This is a genomic window from Cupriavidus necator A5-1 (assembly GCF_000744095.1).
Lineage (GTDB): Bacteria > Pseudomonadota > Gammaproteobacteria > Burkholderiales > Burkholderiaceae > Cupriavidus > Cupriavidus necator_A.
Window position 1 is genome coordinate 2545456 of record NZ_JQLI01000001.1, and the last position, 25512, is coordinate 2570967.

The window sequence follows — 25512 nt, forward strand, 5'->3', positions numbered from 1 at the left end:
TCGTCGCACCGGTATCCGGCACACCACGGCCGGCACCGGCCGAGATAACGATGAGCGCCCAAGTCCCCAACTCAGCCTCCGCCCCGCTCGAAAAACCCGAGCTCGACTACCCCTGCGGCGACGCGCCGGAACCCGGCCGCGCCCATGAGATCGCCCCCGGCGTGCTGTGGCTGCGCATGCCGATGCCGCTCGGCCTGAACCACATCAACCTGTGGGCCATCCACGACGGCCACGGCTGGGCCGCGGTCGACTCCGGCCTGCAAACCCCCGAGACCGCGCAGGCCTGGCGCACATTGTTCGGCAGCGCCGGCGCGCTCGCCGGCGGCCTGACGCGGCTGTTCGTCACCCATATGCATCCTGACCACGTCGGCATGGCCGGGTGGCTCACGCGCAAGTTTGCCTGCCAGCTGTGGATGACAAGGCTGGAATACCTGATGTGCCGCGTGCTGGCGGCGGACACGGGGCGCGCGGCGCCGGATGAGGCGATCGAGTTCTATCGCAAGGCGGGGTGGGACGACGAGGCGATCGAGGTGTATCGGGCGCGCTTTGGTGGCTTTGGCAAGTACGTCCATGCCTTGCCGGAGAGCATCCGCCGGCTGACCGACGGCGACGTTGTGCGCATCGGTGCGCACGACTGGCAGGTGCTCGTCGGCACAGGCCACTCTCCGGAACATGCCTGCCTGTACTGCCCGGCGCTGAAGGTGCTGGTGTCCGGCGACCAGGTGCTGCCGCGCATTTCCTCCAACGTATCCGTGTTTCCGACCGAGCCCGACGCCGACCCGATGCAGGATTGGCTCGCCTCGCTCGACAAGGTACGCGCCGCCGTGCCGGACGACGTACTGGTGCTCCCGGCGCACAACGAACCCTTCCGTGGGCTGCATGCCCGCATCGACTATCTGCGCGCCAGCCAGTTGCAGGCGCTCGATCGGCTGCGCGACGCGCTGGCTGTGCCGAAGCGGGCGGTGGATGTGTTTGGCGAGCTGTTTTCGCGGCCGATTACGGGGAGTGGTGGGTTGTTGGGGATGGCGACGGGGGAGAGTATTGCGCATCTGAACTACCTGTTGGCGCGGGGGGAGGTGGTGAGGGAGGTGGGGATTGATGGGTGTTATTGGTATCGGATGAAATAGTGGGCGGGAAGCGCTGATGGCGCATTCGGTCGCTGGCAGGACGCAGCGCCTGGATGCGGTGGCGGACGGGCGGTCGTACGAAGTCGATGGCGCATCGGGCGATGGTCCTGATGATCTATCGCCTGGCGCCGGTGTTTTCCGCGCTGACCAGCGTCGAGTCCGGTTAACCAGAACGCGGGCTGCAAGCGCCGTCACGCGGTAGTTGCGCCGCACGGGCGCGCCCGCTAGAACCCGCTGACTCGCAGTCCGATCGATAGCAGCCCGTATGACCTGTCCAGGCGGTTTGCCGTGGCGGGGTTGTAGAGCATGGGCGCATACCCCGTCAGGCTGTTCTGGAAACCTTGCCCACGCGCAAACACATCGACGTACCGGTTGACGGCATAGGAGAGTTGGAGCAAGACCGCCTGGTTGAACTGGGGCCTGGGCGCGCCATAGGCGCCAAGGCGGGTGTCGAGATCGCGAAAGAAATACTGCGCGTGGTAGCCGGCGACGACGCTGACGGGGCCATACCGCCATTGCCATGAGCCGCCCGCGCCGAGAAAGGCCCCGCTGTAGTTGTAGCCCCTGTCGGCATCGATGCCGGGCTGCGTGGCCAGGATCGGGAAGCCGCCCATGGGGATGATGGCGCCCGCCGTCCGGCACGGGGCGGCCGTGAGCGTGCCGATGGCCGTGCTGTCGTGAGCCACCCTGAAGTTGTATGGGCACCCGCCTTGTTGCAGCGTGCCTTCGATATCGCCGGATCGCACCCAGCTATAGCCGGCACTGGCAAAGCCCGTCAGCCACTGGCTGGTCGACGGTTGTCCGGTATAGACCAGGTCAGCCTGCGCTTGCGTGTCGCGCGGATGGTCGGACTGAAAATCGGAAAAGTGGCTGCCCGCCGCACTGCTCTTGCCCAGGCTGCTGGCGTAGTTGCCCCACGCCGACAATCTCAGCGTGAGTTTCCGGCCTACATCCGGGCTGGCTAGCACGCTGTAGCTGACGCCCGCAAGCCAGCTGCCGATGTCCGCCGAGTCACGGGCATCGGTCGGATGCCTGCGCCAATAGTCGGCCTCCAGCGACCATGACGGAGCGAGCTTGTAGCCGGCCCTGACATGCCCCCCCTGGTAATGACCGCTGCCGTCATACGCGCCCTCAGCGGCATATCCCTGTGCCACAGCCCCATAAGACTCCGCGCTGAGCAGCGCATCTTCCATGGCGCCTCGCGCCGATTGCCACGATGCCAGCATCATGACGCCGGTCCAGGCTGCTGCAAGCCTTCGCTGTGTGGTGGCGCCCATGTGTCTCCCCCGTTTTGCCTGCTCACTTGTGGTGGGTTTGGGGCGGTCAGGCCGCTCACCTTCTTGTACGGAGCTTGGCGTTAAATGAATGTTGGAGAGCGGGGCGCGTCTGCACAACCCGGTTGTGTGTGCCAGGGCACGCGACTCCCGGCCAGCCTGTACCCGGCTTGACATTAGCTCGTACGATATATATCGTACGATATGTTTTGCGACATATCGAAGCGATCCATGCGCCACCATTGCCACCCCTTCAGCCTTTCCGGCCACGGACGGCACGTCCTCATGCGCCTTGCCCCGCACCTGGCGCGCCACGCCATGGGCCGCCACCAGGCCGGCGGTTTTTGGGGCGGCCGTCATGACGATGGCTTTGGCCCCGGCGGCCCGGACGGTCCCGGCGGCTTTGACGGCGAAGGCTGGCGCCGTGGCCGCAAGTTCAGCGCCGACGACCTGCAACTGCTGCTGCTGGCGCTGCTTGAGGAAAAACCCAGCCACGGCTACGAGCTGATCAAGGCGCTGGAAACGCGCACCAGCGGCTTCTACAAGCCGAGCCCGGGCGTGGTGTACCCGGCGCTGACTTACCTGGAAGAAGTCGGCTACGCGACCGTCGATACGGAAGGCAACAAGAAGCGCTACCAGCTCTCAGACACGGGCAGGGCCCATCTCTCGGCCAACCGCGAGCGTGTCGACGTGATGTTCGGCAAGCTGCGCCACGTGGCGCGCAAGATGGAGTGGATGCGCCGGGCGATGAGCGGCGAGCCGCAGGTCGAGCCGGAGCAGGGCGGCTGGCTGCCCGAGTTGGTGCAGGCGCGTGGCGCGCTCAAGCGCGCGCTGATGTTGCGCAGCGAGGCGGGCGTGGACGAGCAGCGCCGCATTGCCGAGATCCTGTCTCGCGCGGTGGCCGAAATCGAAGCAGGTCCCAAGGCCTGAGCCGTGGCGCTGACACTGGCCTGCACCATCGGCAACTGGACCCGGCAAGCGCCGGGCTCGACATCAACGAATCCTTCTATGACTGCAAACTTCCCTGAATCCGCACGTGACCTGACGGTCCAGCGCGTGCGTCATCCGCTCAAGATGCGCCTGCTGCAGGTGCTGCACACCACGCAGGTTTCACCGCAACTGCTGCGCGTGACACTGGGCGGCGCCGACCTGGAGGACTTTGTCTCGGCGTCGTTCGACGACCACGTCAAGGTGTTTTTCCCGGTGAATGGCGCCGACAAGCCGGTGCTGCCGCAGGTGACGCCTGACGGCATCGCCTTCCCGGAAGGCCAGCCGCGCCCGCCCGCGCGCGACTACACGCCGCGCCGCTATGACGCGGCAAAGCGCGAACTGGATATCGAATTCGTGCTGCACGGCGACGGTCCCGCGTCGACGTGGGCGGCACAGGCGCGCGCCGGCCAGTACCTGGGCGTAGGCGGGCCGCGTGGCTCCTTCGTCGTGCCGGCGGCCTTCGACTGGCACCTGCTGATTGGCGACGATACCGCGCTGCCGGCGATCGGTCGAAGACTTGAAGAACTCGGCCCGCCTACCCGCGCCATCGTGGTGGTGGAAGTGGCCGATGCAGCCGCGCAGATCCCGCTGCCGACACAGGCGCACCTCGACCTGTACTGGTTGCATCGCGGCGATGCGCCCGAAGGCAGCCAGCTGGAAGCAGCGCTGCGCAAGCTCACGCTGCCGCGCGGCGAAGGCTATGTCTGGGCCGCCGGTGAAGCCGCGGCGATGAAGGCGGTGCGCCAGTACCTGGTCAGCGAGCGCGGCATCGACAAGCGCCGCATCCGCGCATCGGCGTACTGGAAGCGTGGCGATTCGGCGGTGCATGAGACGCTGGACGACTGAGGCGGAGCGCCATGTACGCGATGGTCGCGATGGCCTAAGATTAGGGCCATCGCGCCCTCTGGAGGACTCGCCGTGCCGCACGCCGCCATGCCTTGCCGCCTCCCATCCAGCCTGCGCCTTGCGCTGGCCGCCAGTGCGGTTGTCCTTGCTGCCTGCGCGCCTGACTCGGTGCGCAATATCCAGGCGAAAGACTTCAATGCCTATCTCGATTCGCTGAAGACCGCGTGCCCGAACATGGTCATGGGCTCGAGCAATATCAGCGAATGGCTGCGTACCAGTGGCGACAGTGATGACAGCAACTACGTCTACTGGCTGGACCAGACCTCGCGGCTGTATTACCAGCGTATCTCGATCAAGCAATACCGTGATTCCATCAGTGCGGCGCTGGGCGGGCGCTCTGACGCGCCCGCGCTGGACTGCATCGTGCGCAACCTGCCGGCGAAACGGCCCACGCATCTGCCGGGCGGAATGCTGTAAGGATCGCACGCAGCCGTTGTGCAACGGCCGCATCCCCGCTAACATGAGTCTCCGGTGGCCGAGACAACGGCCGCCGACGTCGCTCGGACGGTTCCGGGCGCTTACGTAAAGGACTCCCTCCATGACTGCCGCTTCTGGCAAGCGCCGCTTTGCGCGCATCGATCGCCTTCCCCCGTACGTTTTCAATATCACTGCCGAGCTGAAGATGGCCGCCCGCCGCCGTGGCGAGGACATCATCGACATGAGCATGGGCAACCCCGATGGCGCCACGCCGGCGCATATCGTGGCCAAGCTCACCGAGGCGGCGCAGCGGCCCGATACGCATGGCTACTCGGCCTCCAAGGGCATCCCGCGCTTGCGCCGCGCGATCTCGCACTGGTATCGCGAGCGCTATGACGTAGAGATCGACCCCGATACCGAGGCCATCGTCACCATCGGCTCCAAGGAAGGGCTGGCGCACCTGATGCTCGCCACGCTGGATCGCGGCGATACGGTGCTGGTGCCCGATCCCAGCTACCCGATCCATATCTACGGCGCGGTGATTGCCGGCGCGGATATCCGTTCGGTGCCGCTGGTGCCGGGCATCGACTTCTTTGCCGAGCTGGAGCGCGCGATCCGCGGCAGCTATCCCAAGCCCAAGATGATCGTGCTGGGCTTTCCGTCGAACCCGACCGCGCAATGCGTGGAGCTGGATTTCTTCGAACGGGTGATCGCGCTGGCGCGCAAGCATGACATCTTTGTCGTGCATGACCTGGCGTATGCGGATATCGTCTTCGATGGCTGGAAGGCGCCGTCGATCATGCAGGTGCCGGGCGCCAAGGACATTGCGGTGGAGTTCTTCACGCTGTCCAAGAGCTACAACATGGCGGGCTGGCGCATCGGCTTCATGGTGGGCAATCCGGACCTGGTGGCGGCGCTGACGCGCATCAAGAGCTATCACGACTACGGTACGTTCACGCCGCTGCAGGTGGCGGCCATTGCGGCGCTCGAAGGCGACCAGCAATGCGTGCGCGAGATCGCGGCGCAGTACCAGTCGCGCCGCGACGTGCTGGCCCGCGGGCTGATCGAATCGGGCTGGCCGGTGGATATCCCGAAGGCGTCGATGTATATCTGGGCGCGGATTCCGGAGCCGTATCGCCACCTGGGTTCGCTGGAGTTTGCGCGGCAACTGCTGGAGAAGGCGAAGGTGACGGTGTCGCCGGGCATCGGCTTTGGCGACTACGGCGACGAGTACGTGCGCTTTGCGCTGATCGAGAACGAATCGCGCATCCGGCAAGCGGTGCGGGGCATCAAGGCGATGTTCCGTGCGGACGGGCTGGTGAAGGTGCCTGCGCCGGAGCACGCTGACAACGCGGCAAAACCCGCAAAGGCCACCAAGCGCGCGGCTCAGTAACGTCGCAGTGCCTCCAGGTCGAGCACGTGCACCACGCCGTGCTCGACCGCCAGCAATCCTTCATCCTCCAGCACCTTCAGCGCCGCATTGGCGCGCTGGCGCGAGATGCCGGCCAGCAGGCCGACTTCTTCCTGCGTCAGGTGCAGGCTCGACGCCGCGTCGGCGCCGAGCGCGGGGCACAGCACCGGATGGAACAGCGCCGCCAGCGCGCGTGCCACGCGGCCCTCGACGCCATGCATGCGCCCATGTTCGACCGTGGCGATGAAATGCCCGAGGCGCTCGTTCAGTTGCGTGATCAGGTAGCGATTGAAGGGCAGGCTGCTGGCCAGCAGCCATTCGAAGGTGGCCAGCGGCAGGCAGGCGATGCGCGAATCGCGCAGCGCCACCACGTCATAGCGCCGCGCTTCGCGCTTGAGCAGCGAACCTTCGCCGAGCCAGCCGCCGGCGGGTACGCCGGTCAGCGTGGCGCGCTTGCCCGACGCGGTGGCGCAATGCACCTTCACCAGTCCCTGCGCGACACCCAGCCAGCAATCGGCGGGCTCACCCTTGCGGCTGACGTAGGCGCCTTGCGGCACCAGGCGCTCGCGCAGTTCGGTGCGCACGCGCTGGCGTTGCTCCGGCGTCAGCAAGCCGGCCCACGCGCTGCGCGCCAGCAGCGCGTCCAGGCTCACGGCACCGCAACCGCTCAGGCGTGCAGGGGCAGCGGCTGCTCGCCCGGCGCCCACCACGGCCGGAACAGCGCCTGCACCGCGGTGTCATCGACGGCTTCGTAGCTGGCGGTGCGCCAGTGCGGCGTGTTGTCCTTGTCGACGATCAGCGCGCGCACGCCTTCGATGAAATCGCCTTGCGAGAACGTATTGACCACCACCGCCAGCTCCATGCGGAAGCAGTCGGCCAGGTCCATGCGGCGGCCGCGCAGCAGCAGCTCTCGCGTGACACAGGCAGCCAGCGGCGAGCGCGTGCGCAGGACGTCGATGGTGCGGGTAGCCCACGCGGTGTATTGGGGATCGTCCTGGCAGGCCAGCCCGGCAAGGATCTCGGGCAGCGTGGCGTGCGCCGGGAAATGCCGCAGCAATGCCGGCAGCACCTGCAGCAGCGGCGCATCGGCGGCGCTTGCCACCGGCTCGTGCACCAACGCGTGGCGCAGGTCTGCCAGCACGTCCTTGCCCCAGTCAATGCCGGCAAGTGTCTGCTCCAGGCCGGCGAGCGAGCCGCTGTCGACGGCTGCGTCGGCCAGCCCGCATAGCAGCGCGTCGGCCGCGCCGATGGTGACGCCGGTCAGCCCCAGGTACAAGGCCAGCTCTACCGGCAGCTTCGACAGGAAATGGCTGGCGCCCACGTCCGGCACCAGCCCGATACCGGTCTCCGGCATGGCCACGCGCGAGCGTTCGGTGACGATGCGCAGGTGCGCCGCTTGCGCCAGGCCCATGCCGCCGCCCATGACGATGCCGTCCATCAGTGCCACCAGCGGCTTGGCATAGCGGTGCAGGCGGTAGTCCAGCGTGTACTCGTCGATAAAGAAGCGCCGGTGCAGCGGGGTGCCGTCGCGGTAGCTGTCGGTCAGCGCGCGGATGTCGCCGCCGGCGCAGAAGGCCTTGGGGCCGGCCCCGCGCAGCACGACCGCGCGGATGGCGTCGTCCTGCGCCCAAGCCTCCAGTTGCGCGCCGAGCGCGACGATCATCGGGTACGACAGCGCATTGAGCTGGCGCGGCCGGTTCAGCGTGGCGATGCCGACGCCGTTGACGGCGTGGAACAGCACCTCGGGTTCGGCGGCGTCCAAGTTGGCGGCCGTGGTCTCCTCAGTCAGGCGCATGGCCGGCTCCTAGGCGTTGCGCCATTGCGGCGCACGTTTCTCGAGGAAGGCGTTGACACCCTCGCGCTGGTCGGCGTCATCGAACAGGTCGACAAAGCGCTCGCGCTCCAGCGCCAGCGCGGCCTTGCGCGGCACGCCCTGGCGTGCGAGGTGCACCAGCCGCTTGCTATGCGCGGCGGCGCGAGGGCTCACGTTGCCGGCGCGCTGCGCCATCGCCATCGCTGCCTGCAATGCCTGGCCGCGCGGCACGACTTCTTCCACCAGGCCGATGCGCAGCGCGGTGGCGGCGTCGACGCGTTCGTTGGTCAGGATCATGCGCTTGGCCCAGCCTTCGCCGACCAGCCACGGCAGCGTTTGCGTGCCACAGCCGCACGGCAGCAGGCCGACCGCGGCTTCCGGCAGCGCCATCTGCGCGTGTTCTTCGGCGATGCGGATATCGCAGGCCAGCGCGCATTCGAGGCCGCCGCCCATGGCATAGCCGTTGATTGCGGCGATCACCACGGTGCGGGCGTTCTGCAGCGCTTCGAAGGCGCTGCCGAACTGCTGTGCCATCACGCGGGCGTGAGCGCGGTCGCCTTCGGCAAAGCCGTTCAGGTCGGCGCCGGCGCTGAAGAACTTCTCGCCGGCACCGGTGACGACCACGGCGCGGACTTCCGGGTTTGCGTCGATCTTTGCCACCAGCTCGCGCAGTTGCTGCAGGCCCTCGGCGGTGAAAGCGTTGGCGGGCGGGCGGCTCAGCGTCAGCGTGGCGACGTGGCCTTGCAGGGCGAACTCGATCATTGCTTGTGCTCCAGGTACTGGCGGATCACGCCGGAGAAGTCGAGCTGGCCGTCGCCGGCATGGCTCATGGCCTGGTAGACGTGCTGCGCCAGCGCACCCAGGAACAGCGGCTGCTTCACGCTGCGCGCGGCATCGGCGGCCAGGCCCAGGTCCTTGAGCATCAGGTCAGCGCCAAAGCCGCCGCTGTAGCCGCGTCCGGCCGGCGCGGTCTCGATCACGCCGGGCCAGGGGTTGCAGGTGTCGGATGCCCAGCAGCGGCCGGTGGAGGTGTTGACAATGCCGGCCAGCACGTTGGCATCGATGCCGAGCTTCACGCCCAGCGCCATCGCCTCGGATACGCCGATCATGGAGATGCCCAGGATCAGGTTGTTGCAGATCTTGGCGACCTGGCCGGTGCCGGTGCCGCCGCAGTGAACCAGGTTGCGGCCCATGCCGGCGAGTACCGGACGCACCTGGGCGAACAGTGCTTCGGTGGCGCCGACCATGAAGGTCAGCGTGCCGGCCTGTGCGCCGACGGTGCCGCCGGAGACGGGGGCATCGGCCAGCGCGTTGCCGTGGGCTTTCGCGGCGGCGGCCAGTTCGCGCACGGTGGCGGGGTCGATGGTGCTGGAGTCGACCAGCGGCACGCCGGGGCGCACGCCGGCGAGTACGCCGTCTTCACCCAGGTAGGCGCTGCGCACATGTGCCGCGGCGGGCAGCATGGTGATGACGAAGTCCGCTTCGGCCACCGCCTTGCGCGCGGAATCGGCCGCGGTGGCGCCTTCGGCGCGCAGTGAGGCTACGGCGGTGGTGTTGAGGTCGAAGACGGTCAGGGTGTGGCCGGCCCTGAGCAGGTTGCGCGCCATGGGGGCGCCCATGTTGCCGAGGCCGATGAAGGCGATATGCATGGGGTGTCTCCTTCGTACAAGGTGTCAAATCCCTGCCTGTTGTCTCCCTCTCCCGCTTGCGGGAGAGGGGCGGGGGGAGAGGGCGGGATGTCAATCGCAACTGCGTCAGTTGAGCAGCCATGAAAGTTCGCGTGCCGGTGGTTCGCGTAGGTCAGAGGTCCTGCCAGCGCCTGCCCTCTCCCCCGGCCCCTCTCCCGCAAGCGGGAGGGGGGAGCAAACCGCCGGCCCTGCGACGGTGTCGCGTTACTTCAGACTGATCGTCGTATTCACCCCATCATTCACCGTCGCATCATCAAACCACCGCGCCGTCACCGTCTTGGTCTGCGTATAGAACTGCACCACCTGCTTGCCATACGGCCCCAGGTCGCCCAGCTTGGACCCGCGCGAGCCGGTGAAGCTGAAGTAGGGCACCGGCACCGGGATCGGAATGTTGATCCCCACCTGGCCCACGTCGATCTCGCTCTGGAACTTGCGCGCGGCGGCGCCGCTCTGCGTGAATACGCCGGTGCCGTTGCCAAAGGGATTGCGGTTGACCAGCGCGATGGCGTCGTCCAGCGTTTCCACGCCGATCACCACCAGCACCGGCCCGAAGATTTCTTCGGTGTAGATCGACATCTGCGTACCGACGTCGGTGAAGATGGTCGGGCCGATGAAATTGCCCTGCGGGTACCCCGGCACCTGCACGCCGCGGCCGTCGAGCACCAGCGTGGCGCCTTCGCGCTCGCCGGCGGCGATCAGGCCGAGAATGCGTTCCTTTGCTGCCACCGATACCACCGGGCCGACATCGGTCCCGGCTTCGGCGCCAGCGCCGACCTTGAGCGTCTTGGCACGTACCACCAGGTCAGGTACCCATTCGCGCGCCGCGCCCACCAGCACCACCACTGAGGTGGCCATGCAACGCTGGCCGGCCGCACCGAAGCCTGCACCTGCCAGCGCATTCAGCGTCTGTTCCTTGTGCGCGTCGGGCAGTACCACCGCGTGGTTCTTCGCACCCATCATCGACTGCACGCGCTTGCCGTGCGCGCCGGCCAGGTTGTAGACGTGCGTGCCGACCGCGGTCGAGCCGACGAACGACACCGCCTTGATATCCGGATGCGTGCACAGTGCATCGACCACGTCCTTGGCGCCATGCACCACGTTCAGCACGCCCGGCGGCACGCCGGCTTCCAGCGCCAGCTTGACCAGCTCCATGGTCGACAGCGGATCCTGCTCGGAGGGCTTGAGCACGAAGGTATTGCCGCAGACGATGGCCATCGGGAACATCCACAGCGGGATCATTGCCGGGAAGTTGAACGGGGTGATGCCCGCGCACACGCCGATGGGCTGCTGCAGCGTGTAGGTATCCACCGTGGCGGCGACGTTCTCGGCAAAGCCGCCTTGCTGCAGCGTGCCGATCGAGCACGCATGCTCGACCACCTCAAGTCCGCGGAAGATATCGCCTTCGGCGTCGGCCAGGGTCTTGCCCTGCTCGGCGGTCAGGATGGCGGCGATGCGCTTGCTGTGCTCGCGGATCAGCGCCTGGTAGCGCAGCATGATGCGCAGCCGCGCGCCGATGGGCGTGTGGCGCCAGGTGGCGAAGGCGCGGTGCGCGGCGCCGACAGCGGCGGCGACCTCGCTGGCCGTGGCCAGCGGCACGCGCGCCAGCACTTCCTGCGTGGCGGGGTTGACCACCTGGCGGAATTCGGTGGCGGACGATGCCACCCATTCCCCGTTGATCAGCAGCGGTACGGTCGGCACGGCATTGTCAGTCTTGGGCACGGCACTCATGGTTGTCTCCGGACGGTGTGGTTGTATGGGTAGGGCAAGCGTTACAGGCTGCGCGCGATCAGCATGCGCTGGATCTCGCTGGTGCCTTCGTAGATCTGGGTGATGCGGGCATCGCGGTAGTGGCGCTCGACCGGGTAGTCTTCCAGGTAGCCGTAGCCGCCGTGGATCTGCAGCGCCTTGGAGCACACGCGCTCGGCCAGTTCGGATGCGTACAGCTTGGCCTGCGACGCTTCGGAGAGGCACGGCACGCCTGCACTGCGCATGCGTGCGGCACGGTGCACCAGCAGCCGTGCAGCGTTCAGTTCGGTGGCCATGTCGGCCAGCATGTTCGCAATGGGCGGATGCTCGCGCAGCGCGCGGCCGAACTGGATGCGTTCCGATGCATAGCGGCACGCGGCCTCGAAGGCAGAACGCGCGATGCCGATCGCCTGCGCGGCAATGCCGATGCGCCCGCCTTCCAGGTTGGACAGTGCGATGCGCAGCCCTTCGCCAGGCTCGCCGAGCAGCGCATCGTGCGGCACGGTGCAGTCTTCCAGCGTGATGGCGCAGGTGTCGGACGCACGGATGCCGAGCTTCTTCTCGGGGGCGTGGACGATAAAGCCCGGCGTGTCGGTGGGCACCAGGAAGGCCGAGATGCCTTTCTTGCCGCGCTCCGGTTCGGTCGCGGCGAACACCACCGCCACGCCGGCGCGTTTGCCGTTGGTGACGAACTGCTTGCTGCCGTTGAGGACCCAGCCGTTGTCGGTGAAGCGGGCGCGGGTGCGCAGGTTATGCGCCTCGGAGCCGGCCTGCGGCTCGGTCAGGCAGAACGCGCCGATCAGCTCGCCGCTGGCCAGGCGCTCCAGGTAGCGCTCTTTCTGCGCATCGGTGCCGTAGTGCAGGATCGGGCCGCAACCGACCGAGTTGTGCACGCTCATCATGGTGGCGCAGGCCGCGCACCCGGCGGCGATCTCTTCGATGGCGAGGGCGTAGGCCACGTAGTCGGTATAGGTGCCGCCCCATTCCTCGGGCACGATCATGCCGAGCAGGCCCAGCGCACCCATCTCGGCGACCACCTCGTCGGGCAGGCGGCCATCGCGGTCCCATTGCGCGGCGCCGGCGGCCAGGCGTTCGCTGGCAAAGGCGCGCGCGCTGTCGCGGATCATGGTTTGCTGTTCGGTGTAGTCGCTGTGCATGGCAGGTTGGGGGTGGCGTTTGGAGCGGCGCGGCAAGTGAGGCAGAATGCGCGCTCGGTGTTGACCTGCGGGCAGTGTAGGAACCCCCGGGTCGGACTCCTATGCCAAAATCCGCCAATCTTCCTGAACTCGTTTGCCACCTTCGCAACCCCCTGCGCCATGGAAAAAGGCAGTGTCGCCATCTGTTTCGTCCACCACGCCATTGCCGGGCTGCGCGCACGCGGCATCGACCCCGAGCCGGTGCTGCGCGGCGCCGGCATTGCCCCGGCTCTGCTGGCGGTGCCGCAGTCACGTGTTTCCGCCGCGAGCTACAGCGAGCTGTGGCTGGCCGTGGCGGCGGCGCTGGACGACGAGTTCTTCGGGCAGGATTCGCGCAGCATGAAGTGCGGCAGCTTTGCCATGCTGTGCCACGCGGTGGCCGGCAGCCGCACGCTGGGGCAGGGGCTGGAGCGGATCACGCGGTATTTCCGCTTGCTGCTGGACGATATCGGCGTGCGGCTGGACCGCCACGAGGGAGAGGCGGCGCTGGTCCTGACCGCGCCGTCCGCGCACCTGAGGCGCCAGCCGGGCGTGTTCGCCAAGGAAACCATGCTGATCATGCTGCATGGGCTGATGAGCTGGCTGCTGCGGCGGCGCGTACCGGTGCTGCTGGCCGCCTTTGACTATGACGAGCCGGCGTACAGCGCGGAGTACCGAGTCATGTATTCGCGCCAGCTGGCATTCGGGCAGCCAGCCACCGCGCTGGTGTTCGACGCCGCGCTGCTGGACCAGCCGGTGCGCCAGGACGAGCGCAGCCTGAAGGCCTTCCTGCGCGATGCCCCGCACAACGTGGTGGTCAAATACTCGGACCGCGCCAGCGTGGGCGCGCGCGTGCGCCGCCTGCTGCGCAACCAGCGCCCGGAGCATTGGCCCACCTTCGAGGCGTTGGCGCATAGCCTGAACCTGTCGGCGTCATCGCTGCGGCGCCGGCTGATGGACGAGGGGGTCAGCTACCAGGACCTGAAGGATGCGCTGCGGCGTGACCTGGCCATCGAGGCGTTGAGCCACTCCGGCCGTCCGGTGGCCGATATCGCGGCGGAACTCGGCTTTGCTGAGCCGGGGGCGTTCCACCGGGCATTCCGCCGCTGGACCGGTTCGCGGCCGGGGGCTTACCGGCGCGTGGCAGAAGACGCCTGAGCCGGCTCTGCCCGCGCGGACGGCGCCGGATCAGCGTCACGCCCCTACCGGCGTTCGGGCCGGCCGGACAGGGGTCTATTCCCGCGGGGGCGGGGGCTCGGGCGGCTCGTCCGCGCGCAGCACCGGATCGTTCCTGAGCAGCCAGCGCACGGCGATCAGCAGCGCCGCGAGGAAGGCAAGGATATAACCGCCAACCGAGGTGACCTGGTTCATTGTTCGACCCCATCTTCTTGTCCCGGCTTCTGTGGCCGGTCGGACTGTCATTATGGGAGCCAGCCCGCGCGCCGGACATCCCCTGATTGGGGGCCGGCGCGGTCACATCGGCACGCTTGCCTAGAGTTGCGCGGCGTGGTGGCGGACGTGGTCGGCGATAAAGGTCGTGATGAAGTAGTAGCCGTGGTCGTAGCCGCTGTGCCGGCGCAGCGTCAGTGGCTGGCCCGCGGCCTGGCAGGCGGCCTCGAACGCGTCCGGATGCAGCTGGCTCTGCAGGAACTGGTCGTCCAGGCCCTGGTCGACCAGGATGCCGGCCGGGAAGGGCGCCGCTTCCTGGCGCGCCATCAGTTCGCTGGCGTCATGCTCGGCCCATGTGGCGCGGTCAGGGCCGAGATAACCGGTGAAGGCCTTCTCGCCCCACGGGCAGCGCGTGGGCGCGGCAATCGGCGCAAAAGCCGACACCGAGCGGAAGCGGTCCGGATGGCGCTGCGCCAGCACCAGTGCGCCGTGGCCCCCCATCGAATGCCCGAAGATTCCAACCCGCCCGGCATCGCCCGGCAGCGCAGTGGTGACCAGGTCGAACAGCTCGGTGGCGACGTAGCTCTCCATGCGCCAGTGCTTGTTCCAAGGTGTCTCGGTGGCATCGACATAGAAGCCGGCGCCTACGCCGAAGTCCCAGGCGTCAGCCTCGCCCGGCAGGCCCGCGTCGCGCGGGCTGGTGTCGGGCGCCACCAGCATCAGGCCGTGCTCGGCGGCAAAGCGCTGCGCGCCGGCCTTGATCGTGAAGGTTTCCTCGGTGCAGGTCAGGCCGGCCAGGTAGAACAGCACCGGCACCTTGGCACCCCCCTGCGCCTGCGGCGGCAGGTAGATCGAGAAGCGCATCGGCAGCCCGATGGCCGTCGAATCATGGCGGTAGAAGCGCTGGACGCCGCCATGGCAGCCGTGTTGCGAGATCAGTTCCATGTCGGCGCCATCCTCAGTAGAGCACCACCGAGCGGATCGACTCGCCGCGCTTCATCAGGTCGAAGCCGTCGTTGATGCGCTCCAGCGGCAGTGTGTGCGTAATCAGGTCGTCGATATTGAGCTTGCCTTCCATGTACCAGTCGACGATCTTCGGCACGTCGGTGCGCCCGCGCGCGCCACCGAAGGCCGAGCCCTTCCACTCGCGGCCCGTCACCAGCTGGAACGGACGCGTCGAGATCTCCGCGCCCGCCTCGGCCACGCCGATGATGATCGACTTGCCCCAGCCCTTGTGGCAGCACTCCAGCGCCTGGCGCATGACCTGCGTGTTGCCGATGCATTCGAAGGAATAGTCCGCGCCGCCGTCGGTCAGCTGGATGATGTGGTCGACCACGTTCTCCACGTCTTTCGGGTTGATGAAATGCGTCATGCCGAACTTGCGCGCCATCGCTTCGCGCGCCGGGTTCAGGTCCACGCCGATGATCTTGTCGGCGCCGACCATCTTGGCGGCCTGGATCACGTTCAGGCCGATGCCGCCCAGGCCGAACACGACCACATTGGCGCCAGCCTCCACCTTGGCGGTGAACAGCACCGCGCCCACGCCGGTGGTGACGCCGCAGCCGATGTAGCAGACTTTGTCGAAGGGAGCGTCCGGGCGGATTTTGGCCAGCGCGATCTCCGGCACCACGATGTGGTTGGCGAAGGTCGAGGTGCCCATGTAGTGGAAGATCGGCTTGCCGTCGAGCGAGAAGCGCGAGGTGCCGTCCGGCATCAGGCCCTTGCCCTGGGTGGCGCGGATCGCCTGGCACAGGTTGGTCTTGCGCGACAGGCAGAACTTGCACTGGCGGCATTCCGGGGTGTAGAGCGGGATCACGTGATCGCCGGGCCTGAGCGAGGTCACGCCCGGGCCGACGTCGGTGACGATGCCCGCGCCTTCATGGCCCAGGATTGACGGGAAGATGCCTTCCGGATCGGCGCCGGACAGCGTGTAGTAGTCAGTATGGCAGATGCCCGTGGCCTTCACTTCCACCAGCACTTCACCGGCGCGCGGGCCGTCCAGGTCCACGTCTTCGATGGTCAGCGGGGCGCCGGCTTTCCAGGCGATGGCGGCTTTCGTCTTCATGTGGGGTCCTCCAGGGATAGGAATACGGATGGGCGCGGCCGCGGGTGGCCGATGGCGACGATGCGGGGCCCGAGGCCAAGACTATACGGCCATCCGGCTGCCGCAGGCCAGCCTGTGCGGCGCGCAAGGCGCGCTTTCAGTGCGAAGGCGGCGATGACGGCGCGGCGTGGGCGCGCTGCGCGCTGGCGCTGGCGGCCTCGGGTTGCACCAGTTGCCCCTCGTGCCGCCGCCCCAGCCACCATCCCAGCCCGGCCCAGCCCAGCGCCAGTGCGGCACCCGCCAGCGCCACCGTGGCAGGATGTCCCGACAGCGCATCGATCCCAGTCTTGACCCATGCGCTGACCGCATCGCCGGCGCGATAGACCGCGGTGTCGATCACGTTCTTGGCCTTGTACTTGGTTTCCGGGTCGACCACGGTGAACAGCATCTCGCGCCCGGGGCGCAACAGCGCGTATTCGCCCACGCGGCGCAAGATCATCACGCCGGCCAGCACGCCGAAGGTCGGCAGCAGCGCCAGCACCAGGAAGCCGCCCGCGACCGCCAGCGGCACCGCGGTGAGCAGCAGCGTAACGCCGTAGCGGCGCGCCATGCGGCCGGTGAAGAACAGCTGGACGAGGATGGTCAGCGCCTGCACGGTGGCGTCCAGCGCGCTGAAGACCTGGGTCTGGCGGGTGCGGTCGGGAAAGGTTTCGGACACCAGTCGCGCCTGTTCGAAATACAAAAAGGTGCTGGCGGTGGCCAGCAGGATCACGAACAGGCTGATGCCAAGCAGGTAGCGCGAGCGCAGCAGCAGCGACAGCCCGGCCCACAGCCCGCCGCCGACAGGATTGGCAGGATCGTGCGCATCCACTGCGGCCTGGGCCTCGCCAGCCGAAGCCTGTCCCGCACCGGCGCGGCGGCGCCAGCCGAACAGCCAGCCCACGCCGGGCAGCGTTGCGGCCAGCAGCGCGGCGGACAGCAGCATCAGCCCGGTCAGCCCGATCTGCGGCACCAGCCAGCCGCCCAGCACCGGCCCGGTCAACCCGCCTGCGCTCGCGCCGGCGGCCAGCAGCGCGAACAGGCGCCGCGCCTGCTCGGGCCGGAACACGTCGGCCATCAGGCTCCATGCCACCGAGACCACGAACAGGTTGAACACCGACAGCCACACGTAGAACACGCGCGCCAGCCAGACATTGTCGGGCAGCGCGCGCGTGGCCAGCGCAAAGCCGAGCAGGTTGGCGATGAAGAAGGCGTACACCCACGGCACGAAGCGTCGCCGCGGCAGCCATGCGCAGACGGCGCCGTACACCGGGATCGCCGCCAGCATCACCACGAAGGTGGCGGTGAACAGCCACTGCAGGTTCTTCACGCCGCCGGCGATGCCCATGGTCTCGCGCACCGGGCGCAGCATGAAATAGCTGGCGAACAGGCAGAAGAAAAACAGGAAGCCGGCCACCACCGCGCCGGCCTCGCCAGGGCGGATGCCAAAGCTGCGCCGCAGCCGCGCCACGCCACCGGAGGCGGGCGGATCGGGAACAGCGGGATCGTCCACGGCGCGCAGGCCTCGCGCGTCAGGCCAGCAGCGCGGCGATGCGCTCGCGCTGGCCGGGATCGGGCATGCGGCCCAGCCCCGCGCCCAGGTTGTCGGCCATATTGCGCGGCTTGGAGGTGGCCGGGATGGCCGCGGTCACGGCCGGATGGCTGACGATGAACTTGAGAAAGAGCTGCCCCCAGGAGCCACAGTCGATGTCGCCGGCCCAGGGCGGCACCGGGCGGTCCTTGACGGCGCGGAAGAGGCGCCCGTCCTGGAACGGCCGGTTCGCCAGTACCGCCACGCCGCGCGACTCGCACAGCGGCAGCAGCGTACGCTCGGCATTGCGCTCGGCGATGGAATAGTTGACCTGGACGAAATCGATGCGCTCGCTGCGCACGATCTTTTCCAGCGCTTCGTGCGCGTCTTCGCGGTAATGGGTGATGCCCAGGTAGCGGATGCGCCCCTGTTCCTTCAGCTCGCGCAGCCAGCGCAGGTTGGCCTGCCAGTCGATCAGGTTGTGCACCTGCAGCAGGTCGACCTTGTCCACGTGCAGGTCCGCGAGCGAATGGGCCCATTGCGCCTGCGCGGGGGCGCCGGCCGGGGCCGAAATCTTGGTGGCCAGGAACACGCGGTTGCGGGCATTGGCCGCGCGCAGCAGGTCGCCGGTCACGGCCTCGGCGGTGCCGTAGCTGGGGGCGGTGTCGACCACCGAGCCTTCGGTCTGCAGCAGCAGGCCCATCACCTCCGCCACCGGCTTGCGGTCGGCAGCGGTGGGCCCGACGTTGAAGGTGTCGGCGGTGCCCATGCCGATCACGGGCAGGGCTTCGGTGGTGCCCGGAATGTTGCGGCGCATCGGGGCGGCCACGGTGGCGGCGCCGGCAGGCATGACGGCGCCAAATCCGGCGGTGGCGGCCAGCCCGGCGGCCAGGCCAAGGAAGGAGCGACGGTCAATCGACATGGGGGCGGTTCCCGGCGAGTCACACTGGTTGACCTTAGGCGCTGGCCGTAGGCTTGTAAACCGTTGCCTCAGTGCCAGTGCGCAAAGGGCCGGGGGCAAGGCAATCCCGGTTGATCCCGGGCCTTGCGGTGCGCCCCCGCCGAAGGGGGGCGCGGAAGGGAAACGCTCAGATCACTGTGGCCAGCCCCAGCGTCAGCAGCAGCGCCACCACCGAGATGATGGTTTCGCACACCGACCAGGTCTGGAAGGTCTGGGTCACGGTCATGTTGAAGTACTCCTTGACCAGCCAGAAGCCGCCGTCGTTGACGTGCGACAGGATCAGCGAGCCCGCGCCGGTGGTCAGCACCAGCAGCTCGGGCCGGGTGCCCGGCACGCTGGCGGCGATCGGTGCGACGATGCCGGCGGCGGTGGTCATGGCTACCGTGGCCGAGCCGGTGGCGATGCGGATCATCACCGCCACCAGCCAGCCCAGCACCAGCACCGACACGTTGGCGCTGGTGGCGACGTCGACGATGGCGGTGGAGATGCCCGAGTCGCGCAGGATACGGCCGAAGCCGCCGCCGGCGCCGACCACCAGCGTGATGATGGCGGTGGGCGCCACGCACTCGTTGGTGAACTTGAGGATCATGTCGCGGTTGAAACCGCGCGCCTTGCCGAAGGTGTAGAAGCTCACCAGCGCGGCGATCAGCAGCGCCATCACCGAATTGCCGATCAGCTTGAGGAAGTCGTTGGCAAAGGTCTTGGGCGTGGTGAACACGTCGGCCCAGCTGCCGATCAGCATCAGGATCACGGGCAGCAGGATGGTGAACACGGTGATGCCGAAGCTCGGCAGATGGTGCGATTCCTTGACGCTCTCATCCTCTTCGGTGAACTGGTCGGCCAGCGGGTTGACCTCGGGCAGCTTGACGTAGCGGTCCATCAGTTTGGCGAACAGCGGGCCAGCGAGCGCGGCCGTCGGGATGCCGACGATCAGCGCGTACATGATGGTCTTGCCGATATCGGCGCCATACGCCGTCACGGCCAGCAGCGCGGCCGGGTGCGGCGGGATCAGACCGTGCACCACCGACAGGCCGGCCACCATCGGGATGCCGACCAGCACCATCGACGTGCCCGTGCGCTTGGCCACGTTGAAGGCGATCGGCACCAGCAGCACGAAGCCCACCTCGAAGAACACCGGCAGGCCGACGATAAAGGCGATGGTCGCCATCGCCCAATGGACGTTCTTTTCGCCGAAGAAATCGATCAGCGTGCGCGCGATGCGCTCGGCGCCGCCGGACTCGGCCATCATCTTGCCGAGCATGGTGCCCAGGCCCACCACCAGCGCGATATGGCCGAGCGTGCCGCCGACACCGGCTTCAAAGGACTTGACGATGTCGCCCATCGGCATGCCCACGGCAAAGCCGAGCAGCACCGAGACGACGACGAGGGTAATGAAGGGGTTGAGCTTGAAGCGAGCGATCAGCACCACGAGGGCGATCACGGCGATCAGCGCATACACCAAGAGCGTGGTTCCGGTGACGGCACCCATATTGTCTCCTTGTGTGGAAAAAAGGCCGCTTGTGGCGGCAGAGGTTTAGGTTTTTGTTTTCCGCTCATTGCGAGCGGGAGAAAGCATGCACGCTGGCTATCGTGACGTGCTTCCAAGGGCCAACACGTCGTCCCCGCGCACGCGGGGACCCAGCGGCTTTCACGTCCCCCAGCGGGGGAAAAGAGCTGTATTCCAGACTGCGCGGGAATGACGGGTCTTAAGCCGTCGGCTTCTTGTACGCGATGCAGTCCACTTCGACCTTGCAGTCCACCACCATGCTCGACTGGACGCAGGCGCGCGCCGGGGGATTGGCGCCGAAGTATTCCTTGAAGACCTTGTTGAACGAAGCAAAGTCGCGCGCATCGTCCAGCCATACGCCGCAGCGCACCACATGCTCGGGGCCGTAGCCGGCCTCCGCCAGGATCGCCAGCACGTTCTTGATGGCCTGGTGGGTCTGCGCCACGATGCCGCCGTCGATGACTTCGCCGTTGACCATCGGCACCTGGCCGGAAACGTAGAGCCAGCCGTCGGCCGCGACCGCGCGGGCAAAGGGCATGTGCTGGCCGCCGGTGCCGGTGCCGCCTTCGACGCCGAATCGTTTGATATCCATGGGAACTCCTGGAATTTGTTGCAGGGAAAAGCTTGGAAAAAGGAAATCGGGGTCAGGCCGCGCCGCGCGCAAGGAACCTGCCGGCACGCACGCCGGTGCTCTGGCGCTGCTGCCATGACAGCTCGCCGTTGACCCAGACCGCGGCAATGCCTTCGGCCGGTTGCATCGGATCGGTGAAGCTGGCCGCGTCGCGAATGGTGGTGGCGTCGAACAGCACCAGGTCGGCCCAGTAGCCTTCGCGCACGAAGCCGCGTTCATGCAGGCCGAAGCGCTCGGCGGACATGCCGGTCATCTTGTTGACGGCCACGGTCAGCGGGAACAGCTCGCGGTCGCGCGCATAGTGGCCCAGCACGCGCGGGAACGCGCCCCACAGGCGCGGATGCGGCAGTGGGTCGTTGGGCAGGCCGTCGGAGCCGACCACGGTGGCGGGGTGGCTGAGGATGCGGTCGACGTCGGCATCCTCCATGCAGTGGTAGACAGCGCCCGCGGGCATCAGCCGGCGCGCGGCCTCGTGCAGGTCGACCTGCCATTCGGCGGCGATATCGGCCAGCAGCCGGCCGCCCATCTCGGGCGCGCCTTCGGACCAGGTCACCATGATGTCGAAGTCGCTGGTGATCTGCTTCAGGTCCAGCGTGGACGAGCTGGCGGTGTAGGGGTAGCAGTCGCAGCCGACCGGCTGCCAGCGTTGCGCGCCGTCGAGGGCGTTGAGCACCTCGGTACTGCGGCCCCAGTTGTCGACGCCCGCGCATTTCAGGTGCGAGATCACCACCGGCACGCGCGCATGGCGGCCGATGCGGAAGGCTTCGTCCATCGCGTCGAGGATCTCGGCGAACTCGCTGCGCAGGTGGGTGGCGTAGAGCGCGCCGGCATTGGCCAGCGGTTCGGCCAGCGCCAGCACTTCCTCGGTCGGCGCGCTGAAGGCGTTGGCGTAGGCCAGGCCGGTGGACAGGCCGAGCGCGCCGTGCTGCAGCGCTTCTTCCAGCTGCGCACGCATCGCCGCGATCTCGGCCGGCGTGGCGGCGCGGTCGAAACGGTCCATATGGTTGCTGCGCAGTGCGGTATGGCCCACCAGCGCGGCGACATTGACCGCCGGCTGCGCGGCCCCGACCGCATCGACGTAAGTCTTGAAGTCGGGGTAGCGGAAGGCGTCGGCGTGCCCGAGCAGGTTCATCGGGTCGGGCGGCTCGCCCGAAAGCGTCACCGGCGCGGCGCTGATGCCGCAGTTGCCGACGATCACGGTAGTGACGCCCTGCGACAGCTTGGGCGTCATCTCGGGCTGGCGCACGACGTTGGTATCGTCGTGCGTATGCACGTCGATAAAGCCCGGTGCAAGCACCAGGTCGTGGCCTTCGACCACATGCGCGGCGGCATCGGGATCGATCGCACCGGCTTCATCGATGCGCGCGATGCGGCCGTCGCGCAGCGCCACGTCGGCCAGGCGCGCGGCGGCGCCCGAACCATCGAGCAGCGTCACGCAGCGGATCAGGGTATCGAACAGGTGGGGCATGTCAGTCTCCAAGCGGCTGGCGGCTGTCAGGGCCCGTGCCAGGGCCGCCTTCGCCGCGGTGGCTGTCCAGCACGTACTTGAGCCGGCGCAGCCGCTCCTTGCTCTGGTCCTGCTGCAGCAGCGCGCACTGTGTGGCCAGTACATCCAGCACCATCAGCATCGCGTAGCGCGACGCGGACGGCTTGAAAATGAAATCGGTCTCGAGCGTGCGCACCGGCAGCAGCACGTCGGCGCGCGCCGCCAGCGGCGAGCCGAGCGCGGTCACCGCGATCAGCCGGGCGCCGTATTCGCGCGCGATGTCGCAGCTGGCCAGCATCTCCGGCACGCGGCCGCTGGCCGAGAACGCCAGCACCACGTCGTCGCGGCTCAAGGTCGCCGCCACCATCTTCTGCAGCAGGGCGTCCTGGTAGCTCGCCACCGGCTGTCCGAGGCGCGCCAGCCGGTGGCGCGCCTCGTCGGCCATGAACGACGAGCCGCCGCCCATGCCAAAAGCGTAGACCATGCGTGCGCCAAGCAACAGGCGCGCGGCCTGCTCGATGCGCTGCGCATCCATCAGCCCACGGTTGACTTCGAGCGCGTTGATGATCTCGGCATGAATGCTGTCGGCCAGCGTGGCCGGGGCTTCTTCACCGCCGGGCACGCCGCCCGGCTGCAGGAAACGCGCACCCACCGCGGTGGCCTGCGCCAGCCGCAGCTTCAGGTCGCGCACGTCGCGGCAGCCGATCGCCTTGGCAAAGCGGGTCACGCTGGCCTCGCTGACGCCGGCCTTGCGCGCCAGCTCGTTGATGCTCGCGGCGGCCGCGCCGGCCAGGTCTTCCAGCACCACCTGCGCGACCTTCTGCTCGGCCAGGCGCAGCGCGGGGCCGCGCTCGGCGATGCGGGTCAGGATGTCGAAGGGCGCGGTCATGGGCGGGCTGGTCGGGTCGGAAGGTGGTCGGATTGCAATGTGACGGAGTCGGCAGCCCCCGCGCGCAGGGGCTATAACAGTGACTGGCGACGCGTCGCGTACAACCGGTCCGCACGCTGCCGGGCCACACTTCCGTCCGTCTGCGTGTTACTTTATAACAAGGATGAAATATCTTATTTTCAGGGCTATCATTACGTCAATCAGATTTTTTCAGGGTGATGACAAGCATGCGTGAAATAAAGTATCAGGCTGGCGTGATCGATCCGCTCAACAAGGCGCTGGGCCGGATGGAAGCCCCGCTGGCCCCCGATGCCGGCCAGACCGGCTGGAGCCTGCTGCAGGAAGAGATGAGCCTGCCGGCCGCGGTGCTTTATGAAGACCGGCTTGCCCACAACCTGGAATGGATGCGCCGTTTCATGAACGAGTACGGCGTGCAGCTTGCGCCGCATGGCAAGACCACGATGGCGCCCAAGCTGTTCGCGCGCCAACTGGGCGCGGGCGCATGGGGCATCACGCTCGCCACCGCGCACCAGACCGCCGCGGCACACGCGCACGGCGTCAAGCGCGTGCTGATGGCCAACCAGCTGGTGGGCCGGCGCAATATGGAAATCATCGCGGACCTGCTGCGCGATCCGGAGTTCGAGTTCTTCGCGCTGGTCGATTCGGCCGCGCTGGTCGACCAGCTCGGCAAGTTCTTCAGCGAGCGTGGGCAGACGCTGCAGGTATTGCTGGAGCTGGGCGTGGAAGGCGGGCGCACCGGCGTGCGCGACGACGCCCAGCAGCAGGCTGTGCTCGAGGCACTGGCGCGCTGGCCGGATGCGCTGTCGCTGGCGGGCGTGGAGATCTATGAAGGCGTGCTGCAGGAAGAGGCCGATATCCGCCGCTTCCTGCAGCGTACCGTCGCGGTGACGCGGCAACTCGCAAAGGACGGCCGCTTCGGCCGCAGCCCGGTGGTGATGTCGGGCGCGGGCTCGGCCTGGTACGACGTGGTGGCCGAGGAATTCGCGCGCACCGAGATCGGCGCGCCGATCGATATCGTGCTGCGCCCGGGCTGCTACCTGACGCACGACGTGGGCATCTACCGCGCCGCGCAGCAGCGCATCCTGGCCAGCAACCCGGTCGCGCAGAAGATGCGCGAGGGCCTGCTGCCGGCGCTGCAGCTATGGGCCTATGTGCAGTCGATTCCCGAGCCGGACCGCGCCATCATCGGCATGGGCAAGCGCGACGCCGCCTTCGACGCCGGCATGCCGATCCCGGCGCGGCGGTACCGCCCGGGCAGCGAGGCGCCGGTGGATGTGCCCGCGCACTGGGAGGTCACCGGCATGATGGACCAGCACGCGTACCTGAAGATCCAGCCGGGCGACAACGTGCAGGTCGGCGACATGATCGCCTTCGATATCTCGCACCCGTGCCTGACCTTCGACAAGTGGCGCCATATCCCGGTGCTGGACCGCGACCTGCGCGTGATCGACATCGTGCAAACCTTCTTCTGAGGTGGGCAGCCCCATGAGCATCGATATCCTGGCCTACGGCGAGCCGCTGGTGGAGTTCAACCAGCTGCCTGACGATCCGTCGCGCTACCTGCAGGGCTTTGGTGGCGACACTTCCAATTTCTGCATCGCGGCCGCGCGCCAGGGCGCCAGCACCGGCTATATCTGCGCGGTGGGCGCCGATACCTTCGGTGAGCGGCTGCGCGCACTGTGGACGCAGGAGCGGGTCGATACACGCAACGTGTACATCGACCCGAGCGCGCCGACCGGCGTCTACTTTGTCACGCACGACAACCACGGCCACCGCTTCGACTACCTGCGCGAAGGCTCGGCCGCGAGCCGCTACCAGCATGAGCAGTTGCCGCTGGGCGCCATTGCCGCGGCACGCTACCTGCATCTGTCCGGCATCAGCCTGGCGATCAGCACCAGCGCCTGCGATGCCGGCCTGGCGGCGATGGAGCATGCGCGCAAGGCCGGGGTCAAGGTCTCGCTCGACACCAACCTGCGGCTGCGTCTCTGGTCGCTGGTCCGCGCGCGCGGCATCATGCGCGAGGCCTTCGCGTTCACCGACGTGTGCCTGCCGAGCTGGGACGACATTACGGTGCTGACCGGGCTGGACGACCGCGATGCCATCGCGGACTACCTGCTTGGCTGCGGCATCGGACTGGTGGCGCTGAAGCTGGGCGAAGAGGGCTCTTATGTCGCCACGCCGGAATCGCGCGCGCTGGTGCCGCCGTACCCGGTCAAGCCGGTCGATGCCACCGGCGCGGGCGACTGCTTCGGCGGCAGCTTTATCGCGCGCCTGTCCGCGGGTGCCGATCCTTTCGAGGCGGCGCGCTATGCCAACGTGGCGGCGGCGCTGTCCACCACCGGCTACGGCGCGGTGGCGCCGATCCCCGATGCGCAGACCGTGCTGGCGCGCCTGGCGCAGTCGGTGTCGGTGATCGCGTGAGCCGGCATCCCTGAACCCCTGAATTTTTCCTGAACCTTTCCTCCCG

At 67.9% G+C, this 25512-nt stretch carries 24 protein-coding genes; 8 read left to right on the plus strand and 16 right to left on the minus strand.

Annotated features, from left to right (window positions below; translation table 11 throughout):
- The first annotated feature begins 50 nt into the window (after positions 1 to 50).
- Entirely contained in the window at positions 51 to 1127 is a 1077-nt protein-coding gene (locus tag K307_RS11260; RefSeq protein ID WP_042878253.1) for an MBL fold metallo-hydrolase, read from the plus strand.
- Between the two features lie 224 nt (positions 1128 to 1351).
- On the opposite strand, the gene K307_RS11265 is transcribed toward K307_RS11260, so the two are convergent.
- The gene (locus K307_RS11265; RefSeq protein ID WP_051974816.1) at positions 1352 to 2404 is read right to left on the minus strand and encodes a hypothetical protein; all 1053 of its coding nucleotides are present in this window, start codon (positions 2402 to 2404) and stop codon (positions 1352 to 1354) included.
- A 228-nt stretch (positions 2405 to 2632) separates the two neighbouring features.
- Here K307_RS11265 and K307_RS11270 point away from each other — a divergent pair, with 228 nt between their 5' ends.
- The 4 genes from K307_RS11270 (at position 2633) to alaC (ending at position 6107) form a co-directional block, all read left to right on the plus strand.
- On the plus strand, positions 2633 to 3331 hold the full coding sequence (locus K307_RS11270; protein WP_042878254.1) for a PadR family transcriptional regulator: 699 nt from the start codon (positions 2633 to 2635) through the stop codon (positions 3329 to 3331).
- 78 nt (positions 3332 to 3409) lie between these two features.
- Positions 3410 to 4237 (plus strand): siderophore-interacting protein, encoded by an 828-nt coding sequence (locus K307_RS11275; RefSeq protein ID WP_042878255.1) that lies wholly within the window; start codon positions 3410 to 3412, stop codon positions 4235 to 4237.
- A gap of 87 nt (positions 4238 to 4324) precedes the next feature.
- A complete protein-coding gene (locus K307_RS11280; protein ID WP_042881833.1) occupies positions 4325 to 4714 on the plus strand; it encodes a hypothetical protein in 390 nt (129 codons plus the stop codon).
- A 121-nt stretch (positions 4715 to 4835) separates the two neighbouring features.
- Entirely contained in the window at positions 4836 to 6107 is a 1272-nt protein-coding gene (alaC, locus tag K307_RS11285; protein WP_042878257.1) for an alanine transaminase, read from the plus strand.
- Here the strand turns inward: alaC and K307_RS11290 are convergent.
- From K307_RS11290 to K307_RS11315, 6 genes are all read right to left on the minus strand, one after another.
- Complete coding sequence (locus K307_RS11290; RefSeq protein ID WP_042878258.1) at positions 6101 to 6778, minus strand: Crp/Fnr family transcriptional regulator; 678 nt, start codon at positions 6776 to 6778, stop codon at positions 6101 to 6103. The two genes, alaC and K307_RS11290, sit on opposite strands and share 7 nt — an antisense overlap.
- Before the next feature lie 14 nt (positions 6779 to 6792).
- Positions 6793 to 7920 (minus strand): enoyl-CoA hydratase/isomerase family protein, encoded by a 1128-nt coding sequence (locus K307_RS11295; RefSeq protein WP_042878259.1) that lies wholly within the window; start codon positions 7918 to 7920, stop codon positions 6793 to 6795.
- A gap of 9 nt (positions 7921 to 7929) precedes the next feature.
- A complete protein-coding gene (locus K307_RS11300; RefSeq protein WP_042878260.1) occupies positions 7930 to 8700 on the minus strand; it encodes an enoyl-CoA hydratase in 771 nt (256 codons plus the stop codon).
- Entirely contained in the window at positions 8697 to 9587 is an 891-nt protein-coding gene (gene mmsB / locus K307_RS11305; protein ID WP_042878261.1) for a 3-hydroxyisobutyrate dehydrogenase, read from the minus strand. The genes K307_RS11300 and mmsB overlap by 4 nt, the downstream gene beginning before the upstream one ends.
- Positions 9588 to 9830: 243 nt before the next feature.
- Positions 9831 to 11354, minus strand: a complete 1524-nt coding sequence (locus tag K307_RS11310) for a CoA-acylating methylmalonate-semialdehyde dehydrogenase (protein ID WP_042878263.1) — start codon at positions 11352 to 11354, stop codon at positions 9831 to 9833.
- 41 nt (positions 11355 to 11395) lie between these two features.
- Positions 11396 to 12529: an acyl-CoA dehydrogenase family protein gene (locus K307_RS11315; protein ID WP_042878265.1), complete on the minus strand. Its 1134-nt coding sequence runs from the start codon at positions 12527 to 12529 to the stop codon at positions 11396 to 11398.
- A 159-nt stretch (positions 12530 to 12688) separates the two neighbouring features.
- Here K307_RS11315 and K307_RS11320 point away from each other — a divergent pair, with 159 nt between their 5' ends.
- The gene (locus tag K307_RS11320) at positions 12689 to 13705 is read left to right on the plus strand and encodes an AraC family transcriptional regulator (protein WP_042878267.1); all 1017 of its coding nucleotides are present in this window, start codon (positions 12689 to 12691) and stop codon (positions 13703 to 13705) included.
- A 75-nt stretch (positions 13706 to 13780) separates the two neighbouring features.
- On the opposite strand, the gene K307_RS47740 is transcribed toward K307_RS11320, so the two are convergent.
- The 9 genes from K307_RS47740 to K307_RS11360 all read right to left on the minus strand — a co-directional run bounded on the left by K307_RS47740 (position 13781) and on the right by K307_RS11360 (position 23024).
- Positions 13781 to 13918 (minus strand): hypothetical protein, encoded by a 138-nt coding sequence (locus K307_RS47740; RefSeq protein ID WP_155301127.1) that lies wholly within the window; start codon positions 13916 to 13918, stop codon positions 13781 to 13783.
- A 120-nt stretch (positions 13919 to 14038) separates the two neighbouring features.
- Positions 14039 to 14881, minus strand: coding sequence for an S-formylglutathione hydrolase (gene fghA, locus K307_RS11325; protein WP_042878269.1), 843 nt, complete (start codon positions 14879 to 14881; stop codon positions 14039 to 14041).
- A 13-nt stretch (positions 14882 to 14894) separates the two neighbouring features.
- Positions 14895 to 16001: an S-(hydroxymethyl)glutathione dehydrogenase/class III alcohol dehydrogenase gene (locus K307_RS11330; protein WP_042878270.1), complete on the minus strand. Its 1107-nt coding sequence runs from the start codon at positions 15999 to 16001 to the stop codon at positions 14895 to 14897.
- 136 nt (positions 16002 to 16137) lie between these two features.
- Positions 16138 to 17532 (minus strand): NTP/NDP exchange transporter, encoded by a 1395-nt coding sequence (locus K307_RS11335; protein ID WP_051974817.1) that lies wholly within the window; start codon positions 17530 to 17532, stop codon positions 16138 to 16140.
- Positions 17533 to 17551: 19 nt separating this feature from the next.
- Positions 17552 to 18472, minus strand: coding sequence for an aldo/keto reductase (locus K307_RS11340; protein WP_042878272.1), 921 nt, complete (start codon positions 18470 to 18472; stop codon positions 17552 to 17554).
- Positions 18473 to 18638: 166 nt separating this feature from the next.
- Positions 18639 to 20000, minus strand: coding sequence for a GntP family permease (locus tag K307_RS11345; protein ID WP_042878274.1), 1362 nt, complete (start codon positions 19998 to 20000; stop codon positions 18639 to 18641).
- A 217-nt stretch (positions 20001 to 20217) separates the two neighbouring features.
- The gene (locus K307_RS11350; RefSeq protein ID WP_042878276.1) at positions 20218 to 20610 is read right to left on the minus strand and encodes a RidA family protein; all 393 of its coding nucleotides are present in this window, start codon (positions 20608 to 20610) and stop codon (positions 20218 to 20220) included.
- A gap of 52 nt (positions 20611 to 20662) precedes the next feature.
- A complete protein-coding gene (locus K307_RS11355) occupies positions 20663 to 22117 on the minus strand; it encodes an N-acyl-D-amino-acid deacylase family protein (protein ID WP_042878277.1) in 1455 nt (484 codons plus the stop codon).
- 1 nt (position 22118) lies between these two features.
- On the minus strand, positions 22119 to 23024 hold the full coding sequence (locus K307_RS11360; RefSeq protein ID WP_042878280.1) for a MurR/RpiR family transcriptional regulator: 906 nt from the start codon (positions 23022 to 23024) through the stop codon (positions 22119 to 22121).
- A 227-nt stretch (positions 23025 to 23251) separates the two neighbouring features.
- Here K307_RS11360 and K307_RS11365 point away from each other — a divergent pair, with 227 nt between their 5' ends.
- Entirely contained in the window at positions 23252 to 24517 is a 1266-nt protein-coding gene (locus K307_RS11365) for an amino acid deaminase (protein ID WP_042881838.1), read from the plus strand.
- A 13-nt stretch (positions 24518 to 24530) separates the two neighbouring features.
- Positions 24531 to 25466, plus strand: a complete 936-nt coding sequence (locus tag K307_RS11370; protein ID WP_042878282.1) for a sugar kinase — start codon at positions 24531 to 24533, stop codon at positions 25464 to 25466.
- Positions 25467 to 25512 lie beyond the last annotated feature (46 nt).

Excerpts from the sequence above, each read along its gene's own strand:
- K307_RS11260 (WP_042878253.1), top strand. The coding sequence starts at position 51 with ATGAGCGCCCAAGTCCCCAACTCAGCCTCCGCCCCGCTCGAAAAACCC.
- K307_RS11265 (WP_051974816.1), bottom strand. The coding sequence starts at position 2,404 with ATGGGCGCCACCACACAGCGAAGGCTTGCAGCAGCCTGGACCGGCGTC.
- K307_RS11270 (WP_042878254.1), top strand. The coding sequence starts at position 2,633 with ATGCGCCACCATTGCCACCCCTTCAGCCTTTCCGGCCACGGACGGCAC.
- K307_RS11275 (WP_042878255.1), top strand. The coding sequence starts at position 3,410 with ATGACTGCAAACTTCCCTGAATCCGCACGTGACCTGACGGTCCAGCGC.
- K307_RS11280 (WP_042881833.1), top strand. The coding sequence starts at position 4,325 with ATGCCTTGCCGCCTCCCATCCAGCCTGCGCCTTGCGCTGGCCGCCAGT.
- alaC (WP_042878257.1), top strand. The coding sequence starts at position 4,836 with ATGACTGCCGCTTCTGGCAAGCGCCGCTTTGCGCGCATCGATCGCCTT.
- K307_RS11295 (WP_042878259.1), bottom strand. The coding sequence starts at position 7,920 with ATGCGCCTGACTGAGGAGACCACGGCCGCCAACTTGGACGCCGCCGAA.
- K307_RS11300 (WP_042878260.1), bottom strand. The coding sequence starts at position 8,700 with ATGATCGAGTTCGCCCTGCAAGGCCACGTCGCCACGCTGACGCTGAGC.
- mmsB (WP_042878261.1), bottom strand. The coding sequence starts at position 9,587 with ATGCATATCGCCTTCATCGGCCTCGGCAACATGGGCGCCCCCATGGCG.
- K307_RS11310 (WP_042878263.1), bottom strand. The coding sequence starts at position 11,354 with ATGAGTGCCGTGCCCAAGACTGACAATGCCGTGCCGACCGTACCGCTG.
- K307_RS11315 (WP_042878265.1), bottom strand. The coding sequence starts at position 12,529 with ATGCACAGCGACTACACCGAACAGCAAACCATGATCCGCGACAGCGCG.
- K307_RS11320 (WP_042878267.1), top strand. The coding sequence starts at position 12,689 with ATGGAAAAAGGCAGTGTCGCCATCTGTTTCGTCCACCACGCCATTGCC.
- K307_RS47740 (WP_155301127.1), bottom strand. The coding sequence starts at position 13,918 with ATGAACCAGGTCACCTCGGTTGGCGGTTATATCCTTGCCTTCCTCGCG.
- fghA (WP_042878269.1), bottom strand. The coding sequence starts at position 14,881 with ATGGAACTGATCTCGCAACACGGCTGCCATGGCGGCGTCCAGCGCTTC.
- K307_RS11330 (WP_042878270.1), bottom strand. The coding sequence starts at position 16,001 with ATGAAGACGAAAGCCGCCATCGCCTGGAAAGCCGGCGCCCCGCTGACC.
- K307_RS11340 (WP_042878272.1), bottom strand. The coding sequence starts at position 18,472 with ATGTCGATTGACCGTCGCTCCTTCCTTGGCCTGGCCGCCGGGCTGGCC.
- K307_RS11345 (WP_042878274.1), bottom strand. The coding sequence starts at position 20,000 with ATGGGTGCCGTCACCGGAACCACGCTCTTGGTGTATGCGCTGATCGCC.
- K307_RS11350 (WP_042878276.1), bottom strand. The coding sequence starts at position 20,610 with ATGGATATCAAACGATTCGGCGTCGAAGGCGGCACCGGCACCGGCGGC.
- K307_RS11355 (WP_042878277.1), bottom strand. The coding sequence starts at position 22,117 with ATGCCCCACCTGTTCGATACCCTGATCCGCTGCGTGACGCTGCTCGAT.
- K307_RS11360 (WP_042878280.1), bottom strand. The coding sequence starts at position 23,024 with ATGACCGCGCCCTTCGACATCCTGACCCGCATCGCCGAGCGCGGCCCC.
- K307_RS11365 (WP_042881838.1), top strand. The coding sequence starts at position 23,252 with ATGCGTGAAATAAAGTATCAGGCTGGCGTGATCGATCCGCTCAACAAG.
- K307_RS11370 (WP_042878282.1), top strand. The coding sequence starts at position 24,531 with ATGAGCATCGATATCCTGGCCTACGGCGAGCCGCTGGTGGAGTTCAAC.